Origin of the sequence: Halomonas sp. IOP_6 (genome assembly GCF_021151565.1) — a bacterium.
Lineage (GTDB): Bacteria > Pseudomonadota > Gammaproteobacteria > Pseudomonadales > Halomonadaceae > Vreelandella > Vreelandella alkaliphila.
In genome coordinates this window covers 352,609-374,026 of sequence record NZ_JAIRBO010000002.1, presented here as the reverse complement: position 1 = coordinate 374,026, position 21,418 = coordinate 352,609, and the positions used below count along the sequence as shown (strand labels likewise).

General features: G+C 46.9%; 17 protein-coding genes and 1 riboswitch. Of the genes, 4 read left to right on the top strand and 13 right to left on the bottom strand.

The genetic code is table 11. The annotated features are described in order from the left end of the window. Positions 1-17 precede the first annotated feature (17 nt). Positions 18-866 carry a LysR family transcriptional regulator gene (locus K7H08_RS05245; protein WP_231657380.1) on the bottom strand — a complete coding sequence of 283 codons (849 nt, stop codon included), beginning with the start codon at positions 864-866 and terminating at the stop codon, positions 18-20. Positions 867-1,007: 141 nt separating this feature from the next. Between K7H08_RS05245 and K7H08_RS05240 the strand changes: the two genes are divergently transcribed. Beyond that, positions 1,008-1,676 (top strand): FMN-dependent NADH-azoreductase, encoded by a 669-nt coding sequence (locus K7H08_RS05240; RefSeq protein WP_231657379.1) that lies wholly within the window; start codon positions 1,008-1,010, stop codon positions 1,674-1,676. A 61-nt stretch (positions 1,677-1,737) separates the two neighbouring features. Here the strand turns inward: K7H08_RS05240 and K7H08_RS05235 are convergent, their stop codons facing one another. From K7H08_RS05235 to K7H08_RS05210, 6 genes are all read right to left on the bottom strand, one after another. Beyond that, positions 1,738-2,073 (bottom strand): TfoX/Sxy family protein, encoded by a 336-nt coding sequence (locus K7H08_RS05235; protein WP_231657378.1) that lies wholly within the window; start codon positions 2,071-2,073, stop codon positions 1,738-1,740. A gap of 159 nt (positions 2,074-2,232) precedes the next feature. Continuing rightward, complete coding sequence (locus tag K7H08_RS05230; protein WP_231657377.1) at positions 2,233-2,853, bottom strand: GNAT family N-acetyltransferase; 621 nt, start codon at positions 2,851-2,853, stop codon at positions 2,233-2,235. Positions 2,854-2,968: 115 nt separating this feature from the next. Then, complete coding sequence (locus K7H08_RS05225) at positions 2,969-3,457, bottom strand: hypothetical protein (RefSeq protein ID WP_231657376.1); 489 nt, start codon at positions 3,455-3,457, stop codon at positions 2,969-2,971. 188 nt (positions 3,458-3,645) lie between these two features. Then, positions 3,646-3,972, bottom strand: a complete 327-nt coding sequence (locus tag K7H08_RS05220) for a hypothetical protein (protein WP_231657375.1) — start codon at positions 3,970-3,972, stop codon at positions 3,646-3,648. Between the two features lie 158 nt (positions 3,973-4,130). Beyond that, entirely contained in the window at positions 4,131-5,591 is a 1,461-nt protein-coding gene (locus K7H08_RS05215; RefSeq protein ID WP_231657374.1) for a DUF835 domain-containing protein, read from the bottom strand. Then, entirely contained in the window at positions 5,588-10,435 is a 4,848-nt protein-coding gene (locus K7H08_RS05210) for an AAA domain-containing protein (protein ID WP_231657373.1), read from the bottom strand. The genes K7H08_RS05215 and K7H08_RS05210 overlap by 4 nt, the downstream gene beginning before the upstream one ends. A gap of 726 nt (positions 10,436-11,161) precedes the next feature. After that, a riboswitch (TPP riboswitch) is annotated at positions 11,162-11,318 on the top strand. 90 nt (positions 11,319-11,408) lie between these two features. Here K7H08_RS05210 and tenA point away from each other — a divergent pair. Beyond that, entirely contained in the window at positions 11,409-12,107 is a 699-nt protein-coding gene (gene tenA, locus K7H08_RS05205) for a thiaminase II (protein ID WP_231657476.1), read from the top strand. 44 nt (positions 12,108-12,151) lie between these two features. Continuing rightward, a complete protein-coding gene (thiC, locus tag K7H08_RS05200) occupies positions 12,152-14,098 on the top strand; it encodes a phosphomethylpyrimidine synthase ThiC (RefSeq protein WP_231657372.1) in 1,947 nt (648 codons plus the stop codon). Positions 14,099-14,158: 60 nt separating this feature from the next. Here the strand turns inward: thiC and K7H08_RS05195 are convergent, their stop codons facing one another. Further along, complete coding sequence (locus K7H08_RS05195) at positions 14,159-15,238, bottom strand: NAD(P)-dependent alcohol dehydrogenase (RefSeq protein WP_231657371.1); 1,080 nt, start codon at positions 15,236-15,238, stop codon at positions 14,159-14,161. 188 nt (positions 15,239-15,426) lie between these two features. Here K7H08_RS05195 and K7H08_RS05190 point away from each other — a divergent pair, with 188 nt between their 5' ends. Beyond that, the gene (locus K7H08_RS05190; RefSeq protein WP_231657370.1) at positions 15,427-16,893 is read left to right on the top strand and encodes a DASS family sodium-coupled anion symporter; all 1,467 of its coding nucleotides are present in this window, start codon (positions 15,427-15,429) and stop codon (positions 16,891-16,893) included. Positions 16,894-16,958: 65 nt separating this feature from the next. Here K7H08_RS05190 and K7H08_RS05185 read toward each other — a convergent pair whose 3' ends face one another. The 5 genes from K7H08_RS05185 to K7H08_RS05165 all read right to left on the bottom strand — a co-directional run bounded on the left by K7H08_RS05185 (position 16,959) and on the right by K7H08_RS05165 (position 21,392). Next, positions 16,959-17,138, bottom strand: coding sequence for a CsbD family protein (locus K7H08_RS05185; protein ID WP_038486547.1), 180 nt, complete (start codon positions 17,136-17,138; stop codon positions 16,959-16,961). A 106-nt stretch (positions 17,139-17,244) separates the two neighbouring features. After that, positions 17,245-18,327 (bottom strand): DUF2955 domain-containing protein, encoded by a 1,083-nt coding sequence (locus K7H08_RS05180; protein WP_231657369.1) that lies wholly within the window; start codon positions 18,325-18,327, stop codon positions 17,245-17,247. Next, a complete protein-coding gene (locus tag K7H08_RS05175) occupies positions 18,317-19,378 on the bottom strand; it encodes an HlyD family secretion protein (RefSeq protein WP_231657368.1) in 1,062 nt (353 codons plus the stop codon). The genes K7H08_RS05180 and K7H08_RS05175 overlap by 11 nt, the downstream gene beginning before the upstream one ends. Positions 19,379-19,551: 173 nt before the next feature. Continuing rightward, entirely contained in the window at positions 19,552-20,880 is a 1,329-nt protein-coding gene (locus tag K7H08_RS05170) for a TRAP transporter large permease (RefSeq protein ID WP_231657367.1), read from the bottom strand. After that, positions 20,877-21,392: a TRAP transporter small permease subunit gene (locus tag K7H08_RS05165; protein WP_231657366.1), complete on the bottom strand. Its 516-nt coding sequence runs from the start codon at positions 21,390-21,392 to the stop codon at positions 20,877-20,879. The genes K7H08_RS05170 and K7H08_RS05165 overlap by 4 nt, the downstream gene beginning before the upstream one ends. Positions 21,393-21,418 lie beyond the last annotated feature (26 nt).

Here is a 21,418-nt window from a genome sequence, read left to right as displayed (position 1 = left end):
CACTCAGAATATAAATCTCAATCAATCATAGACTTAAGCCAATCGACAAAAGCCTGCATTTTGGCGCTATGCTGCCAGCTTTCGGTCGGGATGTAGTAACACAGCAATGAATCGACGCCTTGATACGAAATGGGCTGCAATGCGTTGGCTTTCACAAAGTCAGAAACCAGGGTCTCTGAACAAAACACCAGCCCTTTCCCAGCTATAGCTTCATACACACCATAAAGCTCCTGGTCAAAATACCTTATTTCAAAATTTGGCAGTGACGCTCCATTTTCAATTAGCCAGTTTTTCCAAGGTGAGTCCGGCAGTTTATTGTTCTTCCACTTAGTCAGATAGACCATAGGTGGCTTATCCACTGTGATGGAGCGGATAAAAGGAGAGCTCCCATATAGGTTAAAACGCTCTTTTTTTAATAAATTTGACTCATCAACCCGGGTTACTTCCCCCAAACGGATAGAGAGGGTATTCACTTTTGATGCCACTACTTCACCCGTTGATATTTCAACATCAATATTTTGATAAATTTTATTAAAGTCATGTAGCAACGGAATTAGCACCAGGGCGGCAAAGGATGAGGTGGTATCAACATTCAGTCGCGAGGCATCTGACTTTATATTATCTAGCGCAGTCTGAATTTTCTGCAAACCGGCGGTTGTCGCCTCAGAGAGCTGGTACCCTTCTGACGTTAAAGTCACGCCTCGATTGATTCGGGTAAACAGCCGCACTCCCAACCTATTCTCAAGGTTGCTGATGTGATGCGATACATTCGCCGACGTTATCGACAGCTCCTCCGCAGCATCTTTAAAGCTCCCCAGCCGAGCGGCTGCTTCAAACACCTTAATCGCCTGTAGCGAAGCATTCACCGCTAGCCTCCTATTTTTTTGTCTCAACCCGGCTTCTCAATAGATAAGTTTTTCTCACCTATCGATCCAGTTTATTCATTTGTCGCAGTATTGGCAAAAGGGCAGCATAGCCACTCCACACCGCTATCTGCTGAGGCCATCATGCGCACATTACTTCATATAGACGCTAGCGTACGTAAGGCGACAAACCCAAACCCCGATCACAACTCAATATCAAAACGTATTGCTATGCAGTTTGTTGATAAATGGCAATCTGCTAACAGTACAGATAATTACATTTATCGTGATATTGGCTTGAACCCACCTGATTTTATTGACCAAGATTGGATAGGTGCCGTTTTCACACCGGATGAGCGAAAAAGCTCTGAGCAACGTGAAAAACTAGCGTTATCAGATCAGTTATTTAGCGAGTTAGCGCAAGCGGATGTCATCTTAATATCTTCACCTATGTACAACTACGGCATGCCTGCCCCTCTTAAAGCGTGGTTCGACCAGGTAATGCGTATAAATAAAACATTTAGCTTTGATTTAGCTCGTGGCGACCATCCTATAGAGCCACTTTTGTCTGGGAAGACTCTTATTTTAGTCTCTTCATGCGGAGAGTTTGGCTTTGGGCCAGGAGGTGAACGTGAGCATATGAATCACCTAGGGCCACATATTAAAACACTGGGTAGATACTTGGGCGTCGAGTCATTTCATGAAATAACGTCAGAGTACCAAGAATTTGGAGATGAAAGGCATCAGAGATCAGTTGCTAATGCGCTTAAAAATGCCGGATTGCTAGCAGTGGATTTGGCTAGCAACGCATAAACCTTTGCTTTGAGTGGCCGCCGGGCAGTCTTAAGGGACTGCTCTCGTTGCTCTGGTCGCGTCAACGAGCTTTTTGCCGCAATGCCGCTTTATAAGCACGGTCAGCCCACTCCTTAGCATGTTCTGGATCTTCAAATATCTCCTCAGGTGCAGCGTAATAAGTCATTTTCACCCTTTTGCCGCTCTTCTCGTACTCAAACTGCTCCATTCCCAGCTCGATAAAAGAGCCTACCGAACGTTCGTCAACTTTAAGGTAAAGAACATCATCGGCGACTAGCGCAAACATAAGGCCATCGTGATAAACGCCATATCCTCCAAACATGCGCTTAGTTTGGATTTCACCAAATAGTGCGAATACGTCGCTAAGGTTTGCGATAAATTCGCTGGTAGCTTTCATTCCCCCTCCCCGATTTCGGCCGCATCGCGTAGCAGTGTTGATAAAGTTGCGAGGCTTGGTACTAAAGGGCATCCGGACATAGCAATCGATGCTGCTTAGCCTAGTTGTAGCGCCAGGCCAACCTTAGAAGCGATTCATTCCAGTCTCACACCATAAATCTCACTGGGCGCAGGATCGGCTTATCAAGTAGTTGAGGTGTGAGCACACCTCTGGCCACTCGCCCCTGCTCAGGCTATACATCACTGTATCGCGAATGGTCCCATCGCGGCGCAGCGCATGGCCACGGATTACACCATCTTTCTTTGCGCCTAGGCGCTCGATTGCACGCTGACTGGCGAAGTTGAAGTTGTCGGTACGCCAGCCGACCACGTTACAGCCCAATGTGTCGAAAGCGTGTGTCAATAGCAGTAGCTTACAGGTGGTGTTGACATGCGTACGCTGAACCCGCTTGGCGTACCACGTGTAGCCAATTTCAACGCGTTTTACGTTGGGCAGAACATCATGGTAACTCGTGGTGCCAACTAGCTTGACAGGCATCGCAAGTACCATACCACTAGCCTCTTCAATAACGGCGAAAGCAAAGCGATGGCCTTCCTCGCGGCTTTTCAAGGCGGTATCAATATAGTTGCGTGTCTCGTCGGGCGTTGGCACCGAGGTAATGCGCAGATTCCACAACTCGCCATCCGCAGCGGCGGCGCGCAAACCGGCTTCGTGATTGAGTGAGAGCGGCTCGAGCGTTACGCCATGCGCAGTAAGGGTGATAGGTGCGATAAAGGCCATGTGTATACTCAACTATCTTCTTGGAAGGTGGGGCAAACGCTTAACCAGACTGAGCCATCTTAATATCGGCATTCAGCCAAATAACCATAATTCGCTAACGTCTCAATATTATGCACTAGGCACTATAACTGCCACTGGCCTTGCCCCTTTCTACAGCCGCAACGCCTGAGTTAGAGCGCTTTTTCATAGATGGATACGTTATCCCCTCCGTAAAGCACGGTTTCGATATACGACCAGCCACTTCGCTCCAGAAGGCTGTTTGCTGTGCTTGTGCCGGAGTAGATTTTTTTGTACCCCAGCTTGCGTGCAATGCTTTCAAGCTCAACAGCCAATGTTGCGCCAATTCCACGACGCCGGTACTGGGGGAGTACCATGCCGCCACCAATCCAGCCTTCAATACCGCGATACCAAGCGCAGAACCATCGAGCATCGCAACGACCCCAATAGGAAGTTTATTGTGATTGGAGTATGCCAGCAGGTCTTCTTCTGCGTTTCCCCTGCCCCGCGCACCGTAATGCTCCGGCCATCCACACTCAAACATTTCTCGAAGTGCTGGCAGTAGCTCGGGATGACTGGCTAGAAGAGCCAAGTCTAAATTACTCACCATGGTTTCCAAAGCGCTCTAATGCCCGGCTCACCGAGCAAATTTTTGATGGCGGCTTTTGTGCGTGTTTTTGCACAAAATGTGACAGCGGAAATTTGTCCGGTGCAGCCGTTTGTTATGCAATTTACCCGAACATCTGAACATTGGCATCTTTGAACTCAAGACCGTCAAATGATGTGACGAATACACTATGCCCCCCAAAACAGATCATTGGGTTTATACCAGAACTCAACGCAATCAGCTCCACAAATAGAAATGCTACCTAACTCAAACTGGCTGATAAGTTGATTAGAATCCAATTTTGGATTCACCACTGCTTTTGTTGAGCCATCTTCTTGTACCTCATCATACTCATTCCAGCCCGAGTTATACGTTTCAAGCAAATCGCGGCTTACAATAGCCGCAGCCTTATTTTGGAGGCTTGAAATAGAAAAAACGACCTCTTCAGCGAGCTTTAAAACCAGGTCTTTTGGTGCCGAATCCAGGTCTATATTCAGGTAATATTTCACTTCCATCGATTATCACCTCACCTTCGAATGAGCTTATTTCCGCTTCTTTTGAAACAAGTTGCCCTAAAATCGGATGATTCACGGAACTCTCCTGATAAGTGCATAACGCTTGGCTTTGCGGCGTGCCGGAGCGCAGCGTAGGCGCGTCCGACAACAGCCACTTTTTAGCAAGTCGACTGAATTTGCTGAAGTATTGGCATAAAGATTTTATTCCGAACTTTTTGTTCTTCCTTCATACCTTTCTTATCAAAGAAGTCATTGTAATTAGGTTGAAGCGTTGTCCAATCCAAAAGCTTGTTGGAAACTTCAGAAATAAACCTAGGTTCAAAGCTCACATAACCTACAGGGAATGAAATATCACGTTTATCATCTAGTTGTGCATGGAACAAACTTGCAACCATTAGGCCGGGAATAATCATAAATTCCGCATTTTCACCGCCAAACCTAGCAGGTAAATCCATTAGTTCAGCATCAGACAGCTTCCAAAAATTATTCTTTAGGGTCATCGACTCCTGATAACTCTCACAAGCCATACCTAAAACTACTTTTGACGTTTTCTTCCTTTTGTCGAAAAAACTATAAACTTCATCTACTAATTTACTTAAATCAGTAGTTTTTCCCCACGTTTTAGATTCGGCATTGGTTAGCCAAATCAAACCAGAGTTATCTGGCTTATCTTCAAATACTACCTTAAGTCGACTCATTAGGATGTCTCGATTTCTCTCGGTATAAAAATTACCAAGTAGCATAAATGTGTCGTCATTTAGCTTGGTTAGTCCATTTTTATAATGATTAACTATAGCTTTAATATTGAGTGTTCTAGCATCATCATCCCAATACTGAACTAGCAGTGGATCATTCGATACCTCAAGGTACTCTTTGAAACTTTCATACAAGTCTTTTTCCGTATCAGCTTGAATAGTAGCGTCCATGAGTGAAAACATTGCTTTGTCCTCATCCCAGTCATCAACAGTATTTGAAACATATTTCATTTTCAAAATATTAGGTGATTCGGTATCTACAAAATACTCAACCTCAAGCGGGAGTGTTGAGTCAAACCTATCTGAGACTTGATTTATTTTATACAGATCTTTCACCTCTGAAAACACATCCTCTTTCAACACAACCTCTCTAAATAAATTGAAGTTTGTATCGAAAGCATTTTGAGCTTTACCCAATAAATTCCGGTAGCATTCGTCTGGCAAGTTGAGTGATACACTAAAATCTTGAGAGCCAGAACGTCTCACATCAGTAGACAGCATTCGGAAACTATACAATTCAAACTCGACTGGAGATGCTTCGTCAGTTACTTCAAAAAAGGTAGGTCTTAAATTCCCATCCTCTTCTGTAAACTTACTCATCGCATAGTACGTAAGTTTTATCTTTCCAGATTCCCACTCAATCAAATTCTCTTCTTGCAAATCATCAACAATAGCCAGCATTTCTTTACTCGTGAAACCAAAGTAATCCTGAATAGTTTCCATGCTAGTAGAAGTCAATGAATAAATAAGTCTAATTACAAACTCTTTAACAACCGGTAACTCGCGCTTCTTACTAACAGTATAATCCATAAAAAAAGACTTCATTGGTAAGCCAAAGCAAACCTTACTTATTTGAATCTTCATTTTTTAGCCTCCAGAAGTTGTGAATTTATAACCGAGTACTCTTTTCCGTTATTCCCTGAAATATACTTAAATACTCGTCCAAACGCAGAGCCTTCATTGTGACTCTGCCACATATCCGAATTACCAATTATGAACAAAGCTTCCTTAGCTCGGGAAAGTGCTACGTTTGCTCGGTTCTCTGAAGAAACATGACCCTGACTACCGCTTGAGTTACTTCTAACCAAAGAAACAATAATAATATCGTTTTCTTTACCTTGATAACTATCGATCGTGTCTACCTTTATGATTCCTTTTTCTAGTAATGTTCGAGCCCAGGCAACGCCATTGATCTCACGAATTAGATGCTTAACTTGTTCACCATACATACAAATGATGCCAATCTTAGGCTCATCATCTTCGATGAGGAGAAATTCAGCATTCTCATGAGACACTAGCTTACTCAGTAACTCCAATATAATTTCAGACTCATATCTATTGACATAACTTTTCTGGTTTGCATTCTTAGCCGTTGGTTTAGACTCAAAAGATTTACTTATAGCTTTACTAGTGTCAATCCAAGTCACTGGCGTACATATCTCTTCAAATATCTCTAGATAAGCTTTTTCCGTTACCCCCCTACCAGTTTCTAAACCACCTTCTTCTGAGTAAAAACATTCCGATACTAGGTTTCCTACAGCCGGAATCATTCGATATTGAATTTTAAGGAAACGCCCTACAGTCTTTCCATAACTAGACACAAATGCTCTTTCAAAATCACTGCGCTTGAACTCATCAGTGCTAACTGTTGGTAAGATTCTTTTTGCTGCCTTTATATGCTCATCATCAAATAATGGAGGGAGTTGCTTATGGTCCCCAACTAAAAGGACTTTTCGACCTACCTGCATTGCAATGGCAAGTTCACTTGCTGGCGATCTAGCAGCTTCATCAATAACTACTAAATCATAAATGTTCTCTTGGATCCCATAGTGGTTACGTCCTATCCCAACACAAGTTCCGCATACTAAAGTACGTGTCTTTGATAAGAAGTTTTGGAATTGCGATTGGCTAGAAGCCATAACGCTCAGCCACTCATTTGAAATAGAGACAATATTTTTGAATTTTGACAATAAATCACCAGAGAAAATTTCATAGTGTCTCGCCAGTGCTGAATAAATATACTCTCTATAATAAGCAAGCTCGATATCGACTAGGTTCAGATCCATACCTGCTTTCCGGGAAAAGAATTCCGATAATTTTTTGTTTAATCCTGTGATCTGATTCACTAAAGCGCCTGCGATGTCACTATCCGTGTCCTTCATGCGTGAAAGTATACGGTCTAATTGCTTACCAAATGACCTCTCAAATTCAGTAGCTACTTTTGTAAACTCTTCATCAATGCCTAACTCTCGTGCGACCCTAGTAATACGTTCTTCGTATTCAGCCTTAAATCTATCTCTATAGTGTTCTTGGAGCGCCTTCTCTCCTACATCGTCAAGCTGCTCAGAAAGTACATGCTGATCACCAAGACGAACGATATCTATTTCGGTGTTATTCCGTCCGAATAATGATCTAACTTTCTCAGTGGCATTATTGACAGCTTCGTGAGATTGACTGACCAATAGCACCCTTCTAGCACCATTAGAAATACAGTAATGGATGAAAGAACCAATAAATGCCGTTTTGCCGGTGCCCGGAGGACCTTGAAGCAAGCTTACCGGACCATATTTATACAAGCCTTTGAAAGCTTCTCGCTGCTGTTCATTTAGCTTAAAGATCACCTTCCCACTAGAGTCTAACTCAGTGTAAGAATCTAACTCAGCATCAGTTGGCTCTGATTGTTCAGTTGGTTCAACGGCAACTCCTGGGGAGAAGTAATCTGCAATATTACGGATAACACTTCTTTTATTTACCAAGTTCTCCGTCGCTAACTTCCTTTTATTTAATGATGATGCCGTCAATGCACCTTCAAGAACCAAAGTATCACCCTGCTCAACTCTCGCTTTACTCCGAATGTTTATTGCCATCGAATTTGGACCAATATCAACGAGAGTTCCTATTCTTCGCAGCTCTCCATGCCTCTCTGCATACACAAAAACACGTTCTGTATTTAAGTTAAAGTCTAAAGAAGCACTTTCGCTAGTATATTGAAACGTATACTTATCTCCCTGAATTCTCGGGTCTGTAGATATTTCAACTCTTGGGTTACTTTCATGTTCGGTTTCAACAAGAGCTTTCCAAACATCTCTTACATCCGTTACTTTGGAGCCTTTTATGTTAGTTGACGCTATTGTCACTTGATTAGAACTACCTCCCTCCGAGCTTGCAACATCTTTACAAAGTTCTTGGTATACCGGGCTTTCAAGTATTTCATCAAAAAAAACTTCAGAGCTTTCACCCTCAGACTCGCAAAAATGAATATCTCCACTTAGCTCGAAGGTTGATCTTTTCTTGTTACTGATGAAATCGTTGTGTTTAATCTCATCAAATTTAGCTGAAACAATAAATTTCTTTTCTGGATGAATAAGCATACTCAAGCGATGTTTCACGCCTGTGATTCGAACAGAAACTAAATCACCGTTATTTCCCTTATTTATTTCTAGATCTAGGTAGTACTTACCATCATCAGACAAAAACCCGCTCTGCCTATTCTGAAGGTTTTTATGATAAATCTTAAAAGTATTTACTAGTTTGAGAGGTGGGGGACTAATAATGCCCTCTAACTCATCATGCAGCTTTATAATTTCTTGGCTTGATATTTCAGGTAGTTCGCACAGTTGATTTACATATTTATTCAAATGAGTTAACTGCTTAAATACTGCCAATTCACTAATTATCTTCACAACAGCGTAACGATCTATACTTGCCGTAGGAATATTTTCGTGATTATCAGGAGAGTAAGTAGGCGTATATCTACTCTCATCTAGTTCGATGATATCGATAAACACCAAACCGTTGTCACTGACAATGATATTCTCGGGGTGTATATCACCATGATGAATATTTTCTGAATGCAATTCAATTAGTGACGATAGTAGCTGCTTGATCTGTAAAGTAGGATCATCAATTTGTTGAGACTCAACAAACTGCTTCCAGGTGCTGCCTTTTATCCATTCAAACTGGAAAAAGGCACAGGTCATTTGTGGGTTTAAGCCATAGTCAAAAATTTTGGGTAGACACTTTATATCTGCATTTTTTCTAATCTCTAACCTATTAAAAAATGACAGTAGCTGACTATTAACACCACCATCAGCTGACACGTCGCTCACCCCAAACCAAGCTTTCAGGCCAAATGAATCATCGATAGCTTTTAAGAAATTGAATGTCCCGTCAATCCTTACCGGGCTAGTGCCTCCAAAATCAACATAGATATTTTTTGAAGAGTGAAAGTTTGCTAACAGGCCTAGTTTATCTTCACCATCAGACTCACCTACATTCAATAGTTTATTAAGCTCAGTAAGAGCTTCTCGCAGATCTTTAAAACGAGCAGAAGCTTCAAGCTCTAACCCCCTTTCAAACCATTTTCCGAGCAGTTGGCATATTGAATTATCTTTAATTGGTTCCCAGAGGTAAATGCCATCTTCTTTTACAGGCGGCTTGCCGAACGCAATATAGTGACATGCAGCTGTAGCTAAATATACATCACGAGTAAAATGTGTACCGTCAGAATCATCGTACAACTCTTCAGGTGTTGCAATCTGGTTGTGCTGAAGAATTTTACGAATGTTAGACACTGTTTTATTTTTCGGGTCTGGATAGGTTGCCGTTAGGAAATTAGACAATACAACCTTACTTGGTAAAGATACCCAGATACTGTGATTGCCGAGGTCGCGGTGTGCTACGTCAATATCATGAAGGCTAGCTAAACGACTTACGAGAGCTTGAATTAGGTTGAGCCTATTTTCTTCAGTAAGCTTTGCACTGTTCTTTCTCACAAATGTATCTAGGCGTTCTTTTTTATTTGGCCATTCATACAATTCAACAAAATCAGAAGATAACTCGCTAGGTATATACTCTAATCGAAGATATGTATCCTTAAGTTCTTCATCTTGGCTTGCTATGTAGCCAAGTACATCACTTTCTCTGTGAGCTATTAAAGATCTTTGTTCTGGAGTTCTAGCATGCTCAACGATACAAGGAGAGGTGAAATTCCATCTACGCATCAGCGCTTTATAATTATGATTATCAGAACGTTGGCTGTGGTATTCAGAATACAATCCATCTCTATGCTGGAATAGAGGTTGGCCTTGTAAGACATAATTATTAGCTGAGTAATTTTTTGCTTTAAAATCGGCACTATTACTAGAAAATATTTTATCCCATTGTTTTAAGTTTTTATTAGGAGCATCCTCTTTTCGCTTTACCATCCATGATACATCATTTTTAAAATACTTCTTATAGACTTTTTCTTCGCCTATTTTAGAGAACTCCTCTAACGTGAACACATAGTCTTTTTCATCAGAATGTAGGTCCTCTTTACCAGCGGTTCCACATAAGACCACACAATGATCAACCCAAGGTACAAACCTGTTACTTAAGCGCTCTTTTAATTTAGTCGCTAATACTTGAGCCGACCTTCTAGCTTGGCGCACACCATTACTTCGATGTTCTTCTCGCCCATCAGGAAACTGTACTACCCACTTGCCATTTTTAGAAAAGATTTTCCCTGACCACTTTTTAAACTCAACGTTTATTATTCGGTCATGGGTTACGAGAATTAAATCGCCTTCAAATTCTCCACTTTTTCTTCCCCTCATCTCTAGGGATGAATAACCTTTCCAATTGTTAGGTAAAGTAGCCTCAAGCCTTTCGTTCGCTTCTCTTTCATAGCCGTTTATCCCTAGTGGGTCTAAACATTGTATTTTCATTATTTGACCTTCTATCCTCAAGAATAAATATTCTAAAGTTTGTCACATGCAACAAGGAGGAGAAAGCTCTAACATGAGCCCCCTGAAAATTTAAAAATAAGCTTTTATAGTCTTAACGGGTCTCAAACCTTGTACCACAAAACATGATCGCCAAAGTAGCCTACTAACTCACACGTAGATGGATAGAATCCATCTACGAAGACTGGACTAGGAAGAATCCTCTGAAAAGCTAACAGTGATTATACACCCCGCTACAAAACCCCAATAAACGCGCGACGGCACATTCATTGGGGTTTTGCAGCCACCCAATTTGACTCTACCCCATTGATTCCCAAGAGAGCAAAGCCAATTTTGGCAGCCTATCCAAAATTCGCGTGCTTGCGTGTTTTTCCCTGCTCAATAATTCTGTGCTCATGAACAGTATCTGAAGATATCTCTTATGAAACTGGTGGAACACGTCAAGGCGACCCTAAGGGTCAAGCGCTATAGCCTCCGTACTGAGAAAACCTATTGTTACTAAATTCGCTTTTTCATTCGATTTCACAACTTACGGCCCCCTGCCGCCCTATCAGGCCATGAAGTGCAGTAATTTTTAGAGTGTCTAGCAATCGAGAGACGCGTGGCGGCGTTAGGTTAGCCAAGTACATCAACGTTTCTAAGAAGCCTACTATTCACTCACTATCCCCCTTGCATCTCTTCTCTCGTCCTCCTAGACTGCTTGGCACTAACTGCTTGACGGGGTGCCGGTGAATCCGGCTGAGATGGCGCAGGGCGTATCCACTTGATACTGCCAAAGCGCTGGTCCCGCTGAACCTGATCCGGCTAATGCGCTGCTCCTATGACGAGCGCGGGTACCGGCGTAGGGATCAAGCGATGGCCTTGGCTAGCTCTTTCTCACGATCGCACGCCACCTTCAGCGCCATTCACTCGATCTCAATCGCTCGCCCTCCGGATCATTACTACCGGAGGCACCATGGGCTACCGCTTTGCTGATCTTACTAATGCCTGCCATGACGACTGGCGCGCCTATATTGAGCACGATTTTGTCCGCCAGCTGGGTACCGCCACGCTGCCAGAAGCATCCTTTCGCCACTATTTGAAACAGGATTACCTGTTTTTGATTCACTTCGCCCGCGCCTACGCGTTGGCCGCCTATAAAAGCCCTACGCTGGCTGATCTGCGCCAAGCCCATGAAGGTTTAAAAGCTATTGTGGATGTGGAGTTGGGTCTGCACGTGGGCTTTTGCCAAGAGTGGGGAATTTCCGAGCAAGAGCTGGAGGAGCTGCCCGAAGCCAGGGCTACCCTGGCGTATACCCGCTACGTATTAGACACCGGCAATCGCGGCGACCTGCTCGATTTACATGTAGCGCTGGCTCCTTGCTTAGTGGGCTACGGCGAAATCGCTAACTGGCTGAACGCTCAGCCTTCTACCCTACGCGGCAGCCAAAACCCTTTTGATGCCTGGATAGCGATGTACGAAAGCCAGGAGTTTCAGGCCGCCATGCAGGCTGAGCTTGAGTGGCTCAACGCCCGCCTTGCCGATGTTACCCCCGCCCGCTTTGCCGAGCTAAGCAAGATCTTCCGCGACGCCACGCGACTGGAAATCGATTTCTGGCAGATGGGTCTGGATCTGATAGACAGCGATCTAACAGACAAAAGTCGCACCCATTAAGCCAACACAATAACCATAATCAACAACGAAGGAAGACGACCGTCATGACGAAGACTTTAGAAACTAAAACTGTAAAAACTGAGACCTCAAAAAGTAAAACCAGCCACTTTTTAGCGGAAACTGCCCAGGTCGATGCCGCTGCCATTCAGCCGCTGCCCGCATCGCGCAAGGTGTACGTTGAAGGCTCACGGCCCGATATCCGCGTGCCGTTTCGGGAAATCACCTTGTCGCCCACTAAAACCAGCAGCATTGATGAAGAGAACCCGCCGCTGCTGGTGTACGACACCTCTGGCCCTTACACCGACCCAGCCGCCAACAACGATTTACGCAAAGGCCTACCCGCCCTGCGCCGCGCCTGGATTGAAGAGCGCAACGATACCGAGTTCCTTGACGGCCCCACCAGTGAGTACGGCAATCGCCGCGCTAACGACCCCACGCTTGCTCAGTTGCGTTTTGATTTAACGCGCACCCCGCGCCGGGCAAAACCAGGTAAGAATGTCACCCAACTGCACTATGCGCGCCAGGGCATTATTACCCCTGAAATGGAATTTATTGCCATTCGCGAAAACCAGCGCCGCCAAACATTAGGCACCGCTGAAGTTGAGCGTATTCTTGGTCACCAACATCCTGGCCAGAGCTTTGGAGCAAAACTGCCAGAAGAGATCACGCCGGAATTTGTGCGCGACGAAGTCGCCCGAGGGCGCGCAATTATCCCCAACAATATCAACCACCCAGAATCCGAGCCGATGATTATTGGCCGTAACTTCCTGGTCAAGATTAACGGCAACCTGGGTAACTCGGCAGTTACCTCGTCGATTGAAGAAGAAGTCGACAAAATGACCTGGGGTATCCGCTGGGGATCGGACACCATCATGGACCTTTCCACTGGCCAGAACATTCACGAGACCCGTGAGTGGATTATCCGCAACTCGCCGGTGCCGATTGGTACAGTGCCGATCTATCAAGCGCTTGAGAAGGTCAACGGCATTGCCGAAAACCTGACCTGGGAAGTGTTCCGCGACACCTTGATTGAACAAGCTGAACAGGGCGTGGATTACTTCACCATTCACGCGGGTGTGCTGCTGCGCTATGTGCCACTAACCGCCAACCGGGTGACCGGTATTGTCAGCCGGGGCGGTTCTATTATGGCCAAATGGTGTCTGTACCATCACCAGGAAAGTTTCCTGTATACCCACTTCGAAGAGATTTGTGAGATCTGCAAGCAGTACGACGTAGCGTTTTCTCTGGGCGATGGCCTGCGCCCCGGCTCAGTCGCCGATGCCAACGACGAAGCGCAGTTCGCTGAACTGGAGACCCTGGGTGAGTTAACAAAGATTGCCTGGAAACACGACGTTCAGGTGATGATCGAAGGCCCTGGCCATGTGCCCATGCACTTGATTAAAGAGAACATGGATAAGCAACTCGAGGCGTGTCATGAGGCACCTTTCTATACCCTCGGCCCACTGACCACCGATATCGCCCCCGGCTATGACCACATCACCTCCGGTATTGGCGCGGCGATGATCGGCTGGTTTGGCTGTGCGATGCTTTGCTATGTCACGCCGAAAGAGCATTTGGGTCTGCCGAATAAAGATGACGTGAAAACCGGCATCATCACCTACAAGATTGCTGCCCACGCAGCGGATTTGGCCAAGGGACACCCGGCCGCCCAGCGCCGTGATAATGCGCTTTCCAAGGCACGCTTTGAATTCCGCTGGGAAGACCAGTTCAACCTGGGGCTAGACCCGGACACCGCCCGTGAATTCCACGACGAAACCCTGCCGAAAGACTCCGCCAAAGTGGCGCACTTCTGCTCCATGTGTGGGCCGAAGTTCTGCTCCATGAAGATCAGCCAGGAAGTACGCGATACCTATCGGGACCGCGCGCCGGAAAATACCGCTGAAAGTGATTCCGAGGCAGTCAAACGTGGCATGCAGGAGCAAGCGGAGAAGTTCCGCCGCGAAGGCAGCGAGCTGTATCAGGAGGTGTAAAGTAGCACCTTGCTGAAACGTCTCGCTGACTAACGTGGCCCCTTGAGTGTTAAAGGAACACTATGAGACCTCAAGGGCCACTTTCAACACGCCGTCGCGCTGATGGGAAAACAGATCGTAAGCATCAACGATGTTTTCCAGGGCGTAGCGGTGGGTCACCATGGGGCCAAGATCCAGTCGCCCTGCGGCAATAATGCTCATCAGTCTGCGCATGCGCTCTTTGCCGCCAGGGCAAAGTGACGTGATGATCTTGTGGTCACCCAGGCCCGCACAGAAAGCACTCAGCGGTATGGTCAGGTCTTCAGAGTAAACGCCAAGGCTTGATAGCGTGCCGCCGGGCTTTAACACCCGCAATGCCGATTCAAAGGTTTGCTGCAGGCCGAGTGCTTCAATCGCGGCGTCCACACCGCGCCCGCCGGTCAGCTTTAGAACCTCCTCGACGACATCAACCTGACGAAAATCTAGGGTGACATCGGCGCCCATCTGCTTGGCCATTGCCAAACGTTCATCGACACCGTCGACAGCAATAATCATCCCCGCCCCACGTAACCGCGCACCTGCTGTCGCACACAGTCCAATCGGGCCTTGCGCGAACACCACCACCGTGTCGCCAATATTGATTCCCGCTTTTTCGGCACCCGCAAAGCCGGTCGACATGATATCGGGGCACATCAGCACTTGTTCGTCGGTTAGGCCGTCTGGCACGGGCGAGAGATTGGCCTGGGCATCAGGCACCAATAAGTACTCCGCCTGGGCACCGTCGATGGTATTGCCAAAGCGCCAGCCGCCCATTGGTTTATAACCGTGGCTGTGGTGGCCACCATCTTGCGAGGAGCAACCATCTTGGCAGGCATAAGAGGTGAAGCTCGGGCAAATCGCACCGGCGATGACGCGCTGGCCCTCTTGGTAGCCCTTTACGTTGGCGCCCAACTTTTCAATCACGCCCACCGGCTCATGGCCGATGGTTAAGCCTCGCTCAACGGGATATTCACCCTTGAGGATATGAATATCGGTGCCGCAGATTGTGGTAGTGGTGACACGCATCAGCGCATCATTGGGGCCAATCTCGGGAATGGGCTTGTCGTCAATCTCAATGCGGCCAGGCTCAACAAAAATAGCGGCTTTCATCATAGTAGGCATGGAACGGCTCCTATTGAAGTGAGTGATACCCCATCACTATTGAGCCCACTGGATTAAGGAACAGCAATTGACGTGGAACAATGAGAGATACATTAGATATATATAGACTTAAATAGCATTTACCGCGCTATCTTATTTATACCAAGTGTACCGCTAGCTGCTGCTTTTTTAATTTATAGGTATCCATTATGCTCACACTACCTTTCAAACCCTGGTCGACCGCAATTGCTGTGGCCACCACACTATTGATTTGGCTGGTAATTCCTTTGCCAGAAGGGCTGACACCAAACGCTTGGCTTATGCTGGCAATATTTGTCGGCACTATTGTCGCTATCATCGGCAAAGCCATGCCTATTGGGGCGATCTCTGTGATTGCGATTTCTATTGTCGCGGCAAGTGGTGTTACCGGCGACACGCCAGGTGAGGCCATCAATGTCGCCTTAAGCAGTTATGCCAACCCACTTATCTGGTTAATTGCCATTGCGATCATGATTTCACGTGGGTTGATTAAAACTGGTCTGGGTGCACGTATTGGCTACTACTTCATCTCGATTTTTGGCAAACGTACGCTGGGGATCGGCTATGGCCTCGCCTTTTCAGAGCTAACAATTGCGCCAGTTACCCCAAGTAATACGGCGCGAGGTGGCGGTATTATCCACCCCATTATGCGCTCTATCGCTCACAGCTTTGACTCACACCCTGAAGACAACACGTCTGGTAAAATCGGCAAATATCTAGCGCTGGTGAATTACCACAGCAACCCCATCACCTCGGCTATGTTCATCACTGCCACCGCCCCTAACCCATTAACCGTTCAACTTATCTCGTCCGCCACTGGAGCAGAAATACAGCTGAGTTGGTTAACCTGGGCGGTCGCCATGCTGCTGCCGGGCTTGGTCGCCATCCTGGCGATGCCGTACATTCTGTACTTGCTTTACCCGCCGGAAATTAAAGAAACCCCGAATGCCACCCAGTTGGCGAGAGACAAACTTGCCGAACTAGGAAAGCTAAGCCGAAACGAAGGCATCATGTTGCTCGTTTTCTTAGTGCTGCTTTTGCTTTGGGCGGATATCCCAGCGATTTTCCTGGGGGATGCGGTCACGCTTAACACCACAACGTCTGCGTTTATTGGCTTATCGCTACTACTGCTAACAGGGGTTTTGACCTGGGAAGATGTGCTGAAAGAAAAAAATGCGTGGGATACGCTGCTGTGGTTTGGTGCTCTTATCATGATGGCTAGCCAACTTAACGAAACAGGCCTAATTAGTTGGTTTTCAGCGAATATGCAGAGCTGGATTACCACGATGGGGATTGGTTGGGCGGGAGCCTCTGCACTTCTGGTACTCACCTTTCTTTATACCCACTACTTTTTTGCCAGCACGACTGCACACATCACCGCGATGATGGCAGCATTTCTCACCGTTGGCTTAAGTCTCGGCGCCCCACCTATGCCTTTTGTGCTGATTATGGCGGCCACATCTTCGATTATGATGACCTTAACCCATTACGCCACAGGCACTTCACCAGTCATCTTTGGCTCAGGCTACCTAACGCTGGGAGAGTGGTGGAAAGCAGGTTTCATTATGAGCGTGGTGAACCTGCTCATTTGGGTAATCGTTGGTGGTTTATGGTGGAAGCTGCTTGGCCACTACTGAGTTACCACCTAAAAGCCAACAGAGGTTATTGACCTCTGTTGGCATTGAAATGCCCAGGCTAGACGCTATTTCTTAGCCTTCTCCTTGGCCTTACCTTTACCTTTCTGCAGTTCGCCCTTTACTTGTTGGGCTTTACCCTTAGCTTCTGTTTTACTACTTCCGGTTACTTTGCCAGCTGCTTCCTTCACTTTTCCGGCGGCCTTATTGACAGTACCTTTCACTTTATCTTCTTTGCCACTTGCCATGACGAACACCTCTAATCCGTTAGTGGGGATGATGCCGCTCACTAAGTGAATACTCACTTCGAATGGCGACACCTTCCTTAGCGTAGCCTTTGTTAGAAAAGTTACCTCAATTACTTTTAGGCAGGCGCGTTGGCTGCCAGCAATTTAGCAAACAGTGTAAACAAGCCATGACCAACAAGGTGCCCACGAGCGCAACGCTCATCGAAGAGAACCGATAAAGCGCACTATAAACAAGGTCTTGCTGCGGGCCTAACGATTGTCCAAAGAGAATACCCAACGTTGTCAGCCCTCCAAAGCCAATGCCTGAGCCGCCACCTTCCAAAATATGTTCTCTAGCAAACAGCATTAGTCCAAGCCAATAGAGCAAAATCACCAGCAAAAAATGATGGCTTTGGGTGTAAAGCAATAGCTGCATTGCCAGCGCCAGATTACAGCCCAGTAGCGTGCCGATTGCTCGCTTACCTGCCGACACTCGAGCGCCGGAATAACCTAAAGCAAACAGAATCAGAATGGTGGCCATTTGCGCTGACAGTGAATCTCTGAGGTCAAACATTTGGAACACTACAAACGAGAGCGTGGCCGTAATGCCGCCCATCAATGTTTCATGGCGAATTTGAGCTGCGGGCTTTGCACTGCGCGGTGGTGGCTGGCGGGGATCAATATCGGGAAATAGCGTATGCATCAACATGGCGATAAATACCGCCAGCAGGCTAGCCATAATATTACTCGCCAATAGATCGCTTAAATCAACACCAGGGTAGCTAGCAAAGTGCAGCAATATGCTTAGCGTCAACACACCATTCGCGCCAAACAGAAACAGCGGGCCTTTTGCCATTAGATTGAAGCGCAGCAAAAACAGACCTAGTACGACCAGCGTCATCACTACCGGCATATGCTTTAGAAGCCCCACCACCATGCTGACTTCCAAAGCATTCAAGCTAACGTTGGCCAAAAACTGGCGAATGATGCTGCCATTTAAAATGGGCACCATACCCAACAAGAACATCGGGAAAACAGTAAAAAAAACTCCATAATTCCAGCCCATCAATTGGCTAATAATAAACCCCAGCGAACCGCCTCCCGCTACCCGCAGGCACTGGCGCAGGCCGTTTTGAGAGAGCGCTGGCTTATTAACAGCCTCTATGGGCGTTTTTTTAATAACCGTTTTAATAGCCGCTTTAATAAACATAGTGCAGCCAACTAATCAGGTGCGCCTGCAACCACGCAAACGGCTTAGCCATTGCATGTTCGCCCGGCACTAGTTGCACCGTTGCCCGCGCACCACTCGGGGGTAGTTCAGTCAACGGCGTATCTAACGCCACATGAATACGCGCACGTTGCGCATCTCGTATCCAACGATCTGAAGCAGGAATATCCACAAGTTGACCATCCACTGCCTGCTGGCCTGCGCGGGTACCGGCGTCAAAGGCACTGACATGCCCTTCAAAAATTCGTCCAGGCAACGCATCGAATACCACTTTTGCTTCATCGCCAAGCGCCACATGGCGCAGGCTCTTTTCACGAAAATCAGCCACGACCTCTACCGTGCTTGCGACCAGCGCCACCGCAGGCTGCCCCGCCTGCACATAATGGCCAGGCTGTAGCTGAAGATTAGCGACCACACCGGACTCTGGCGCTTTTACCACCGTATGGGCTAAATCCAGTTCAGCTTTTTCAAGGGCATTATTCGCTTGGCGAAGGCGTAAGTTATCGTCGCCCTCTTCTCCCAACTGTACCTCTAAGCTTTCAATCTGTGCCTGGGCAGATGCCACAGCCGCCTGTGCGGTATGTTCGGCCGCGACCTGCTGTTCGTATTGCTGGCGAGAAATCCCCTGACGCCCAAGCAGCGCTTCGGCACGACGGCGCTCACCGCTGCGCTCATCGAAAGTAGCCTGTGCCGAGGCAAGTGATGCCCTGGCAGCCGCTAGCTCTGCATTTAAGCGGGCGTTTTCTTGCTCCGCTTGCTCCCGGTTTAATTGGGCTTGGGAGTGAGCGATTTGAAAGGGCGATGGGTCTAAGCGAAACAGCACATCACCCTGGGTTACCGGCTGATGGTCGCTCACCACGACTTCTTGCACAGGGCCGCTTAGCTCAGGAGCAATGCTGGTGACGGGGCGCATTGCCCGCGCCTCAGGCGTCATGGGCATAAAGCTATCGGCCATTAAGAAGTAAACGAATAGCAATAAAAATACGGTCAGGGCTATTTTCACCCAGCGAGTAAATTTTTGATCAGGGGACATTGGGATTTCTCATTGACGAGCACCAAAGCGGCGATGTCACCGCTTGGAGATATTATTAGGTGGAATACTTTAGTCTAACAAATCATTAGCACGCTAACAATAATCTTGCTCCCCATAAAAAAACCGCCCTTAAAAAAGAGCGGCCAATAGAAAGCCATTCTACAAGTGATTAATTAACGCCAGGAAGGTCCTCCCATGACATCTGGTAACCACAAAGCAATTTCTGGAAACGCTAACACCAAAGCCAACACGACAAGCTGAGCCAAAATAAATGGCACAACCCCTTTATACATATGCTTCAGTGTTACTTCAGGAGGTGTAATTGCCCGGAGATAGAAAATAGCAGGTGCCAAAGGCGGCGTCAGATAACTGGTTTGCAGCACCACTAAGAAAGCGACACAGAACCAGATTTCGTCAAAGCCCAGCATCCTAACAATGGGCATTGCCACAGGGATAATAATGAGCACCACAGAGATCAAATCCAGTACAAAACCTGCGATAAAAGCGATCAGCAGAATAAGGCCTAAAATCATCCAAGGGCTCAAGCCCGTATCCATCAGCAGAGACTGCACTGTTGCCATGCCGCCTGAGGCAAAAAACACCCCAGCGAACATACTGCCCCCCATAACGATAAGCAGGATCATTGCGGAAATATTGACGGTCTTCACTGCTGACGACCAAAGTACCGCTACATTTAAATTACGGTAAGCAACTGCCAAGATGATGGCACCCAAGGCACCGCATGCTGCAGCCTCTGTGGGTGTTGCCATGCCCAAAAGAATAGTGCCCAGCACGGTAAAAATCAGCAGCATGGTTGGCACCAGCGCGACTAGCGTAATACGAATTTTTTCACCTAGAGCAATATCTGGCTCCTGCTCTTGAACACGTGGTGCCATTTCTGGTTTAAGGTAAGCAACCCCGATGATATAGATCAGGAACATTACCGCCATCAAGAACCCCGGTATTAGCAAACCACTAAATAGAGAACCAACCGACACCCCTGCGACAGGTCCAAGTACCACCACAGTAATAGAAGGCGGAATTGCGGTACCCAAAGAACCACTGGCGCAAATCGTCCCTGACATCAGACTTTTACTGTAGTGATGCTTGAGCATGACCGGAATGGCAAGCATACCAATCACGGCTTCTGTTGCACCAACAACGCCACTGGAAGCGGCAAACAATGTCCCTAATATAATGGCACCGATACCTAGCCCACCGGGTAAGCGACGCGTCCACATATGAATCGCTTCGAACAAGCGCTCAGCAATGCCTGAACGCTCAAGCATTGCGCCCATAAATATAAACAGTGGTACCGCAGCAAGAATCGAGTTAGAGGCAGTGTCTTCAATTTTGGTCAACAGTTGATAAGCCGCAACATCGCCAAACTGAATAATGCCAAACCCCGTTGCCACCAGGATCATTGAGAAAGCTATTGGAAAGCCAGCAATAATTAACGTCATCAAGGCAGGAAACATCAGCAACGCAAGATAGCTACTCATTCGGCTGGCTCCTCAAATTGATGTTTACCAGTTAATAAACAAATTGACTTCAGTAACTCAGCGAACACCTGAAGAGCTAGCAGTGCAAAACCAACAAACCATACTGTAAAAATCGGCCATACGACGGGGTTCCAGGCAGAACGCCCCGAACGTTCATTGGTTTCAAAAGCAGAGAGTGCGTACTTAGAAAGCTCCCATACCAGCCATACCAGCACCGGTAGGAACAGCAAATAGCCAAGTGCCCGAACGGCGGCATTAGCTCGCTCACTCAATTGCAGAGACACGATGTCGACGCTGACGTGTTGGCCTATGCGCAACGCATTGGCCATGCCCAGCATAAACATTGCCCCCATTACCATGTAGCTAACTTCAAAAGCCCATAGCGTAGGGCGGCCTGCAACGTAACGGCTCAGTACTTCAATGATTAACGCGCCAATTAAAGGAAGTACAAGAAGAGCACCCAACCAGCCAGCAAAGCGGGTCAGCGCTTCTATGGATCGAATTAGTTTCATGACGGGATCTCAGCGTATCAGGGGGA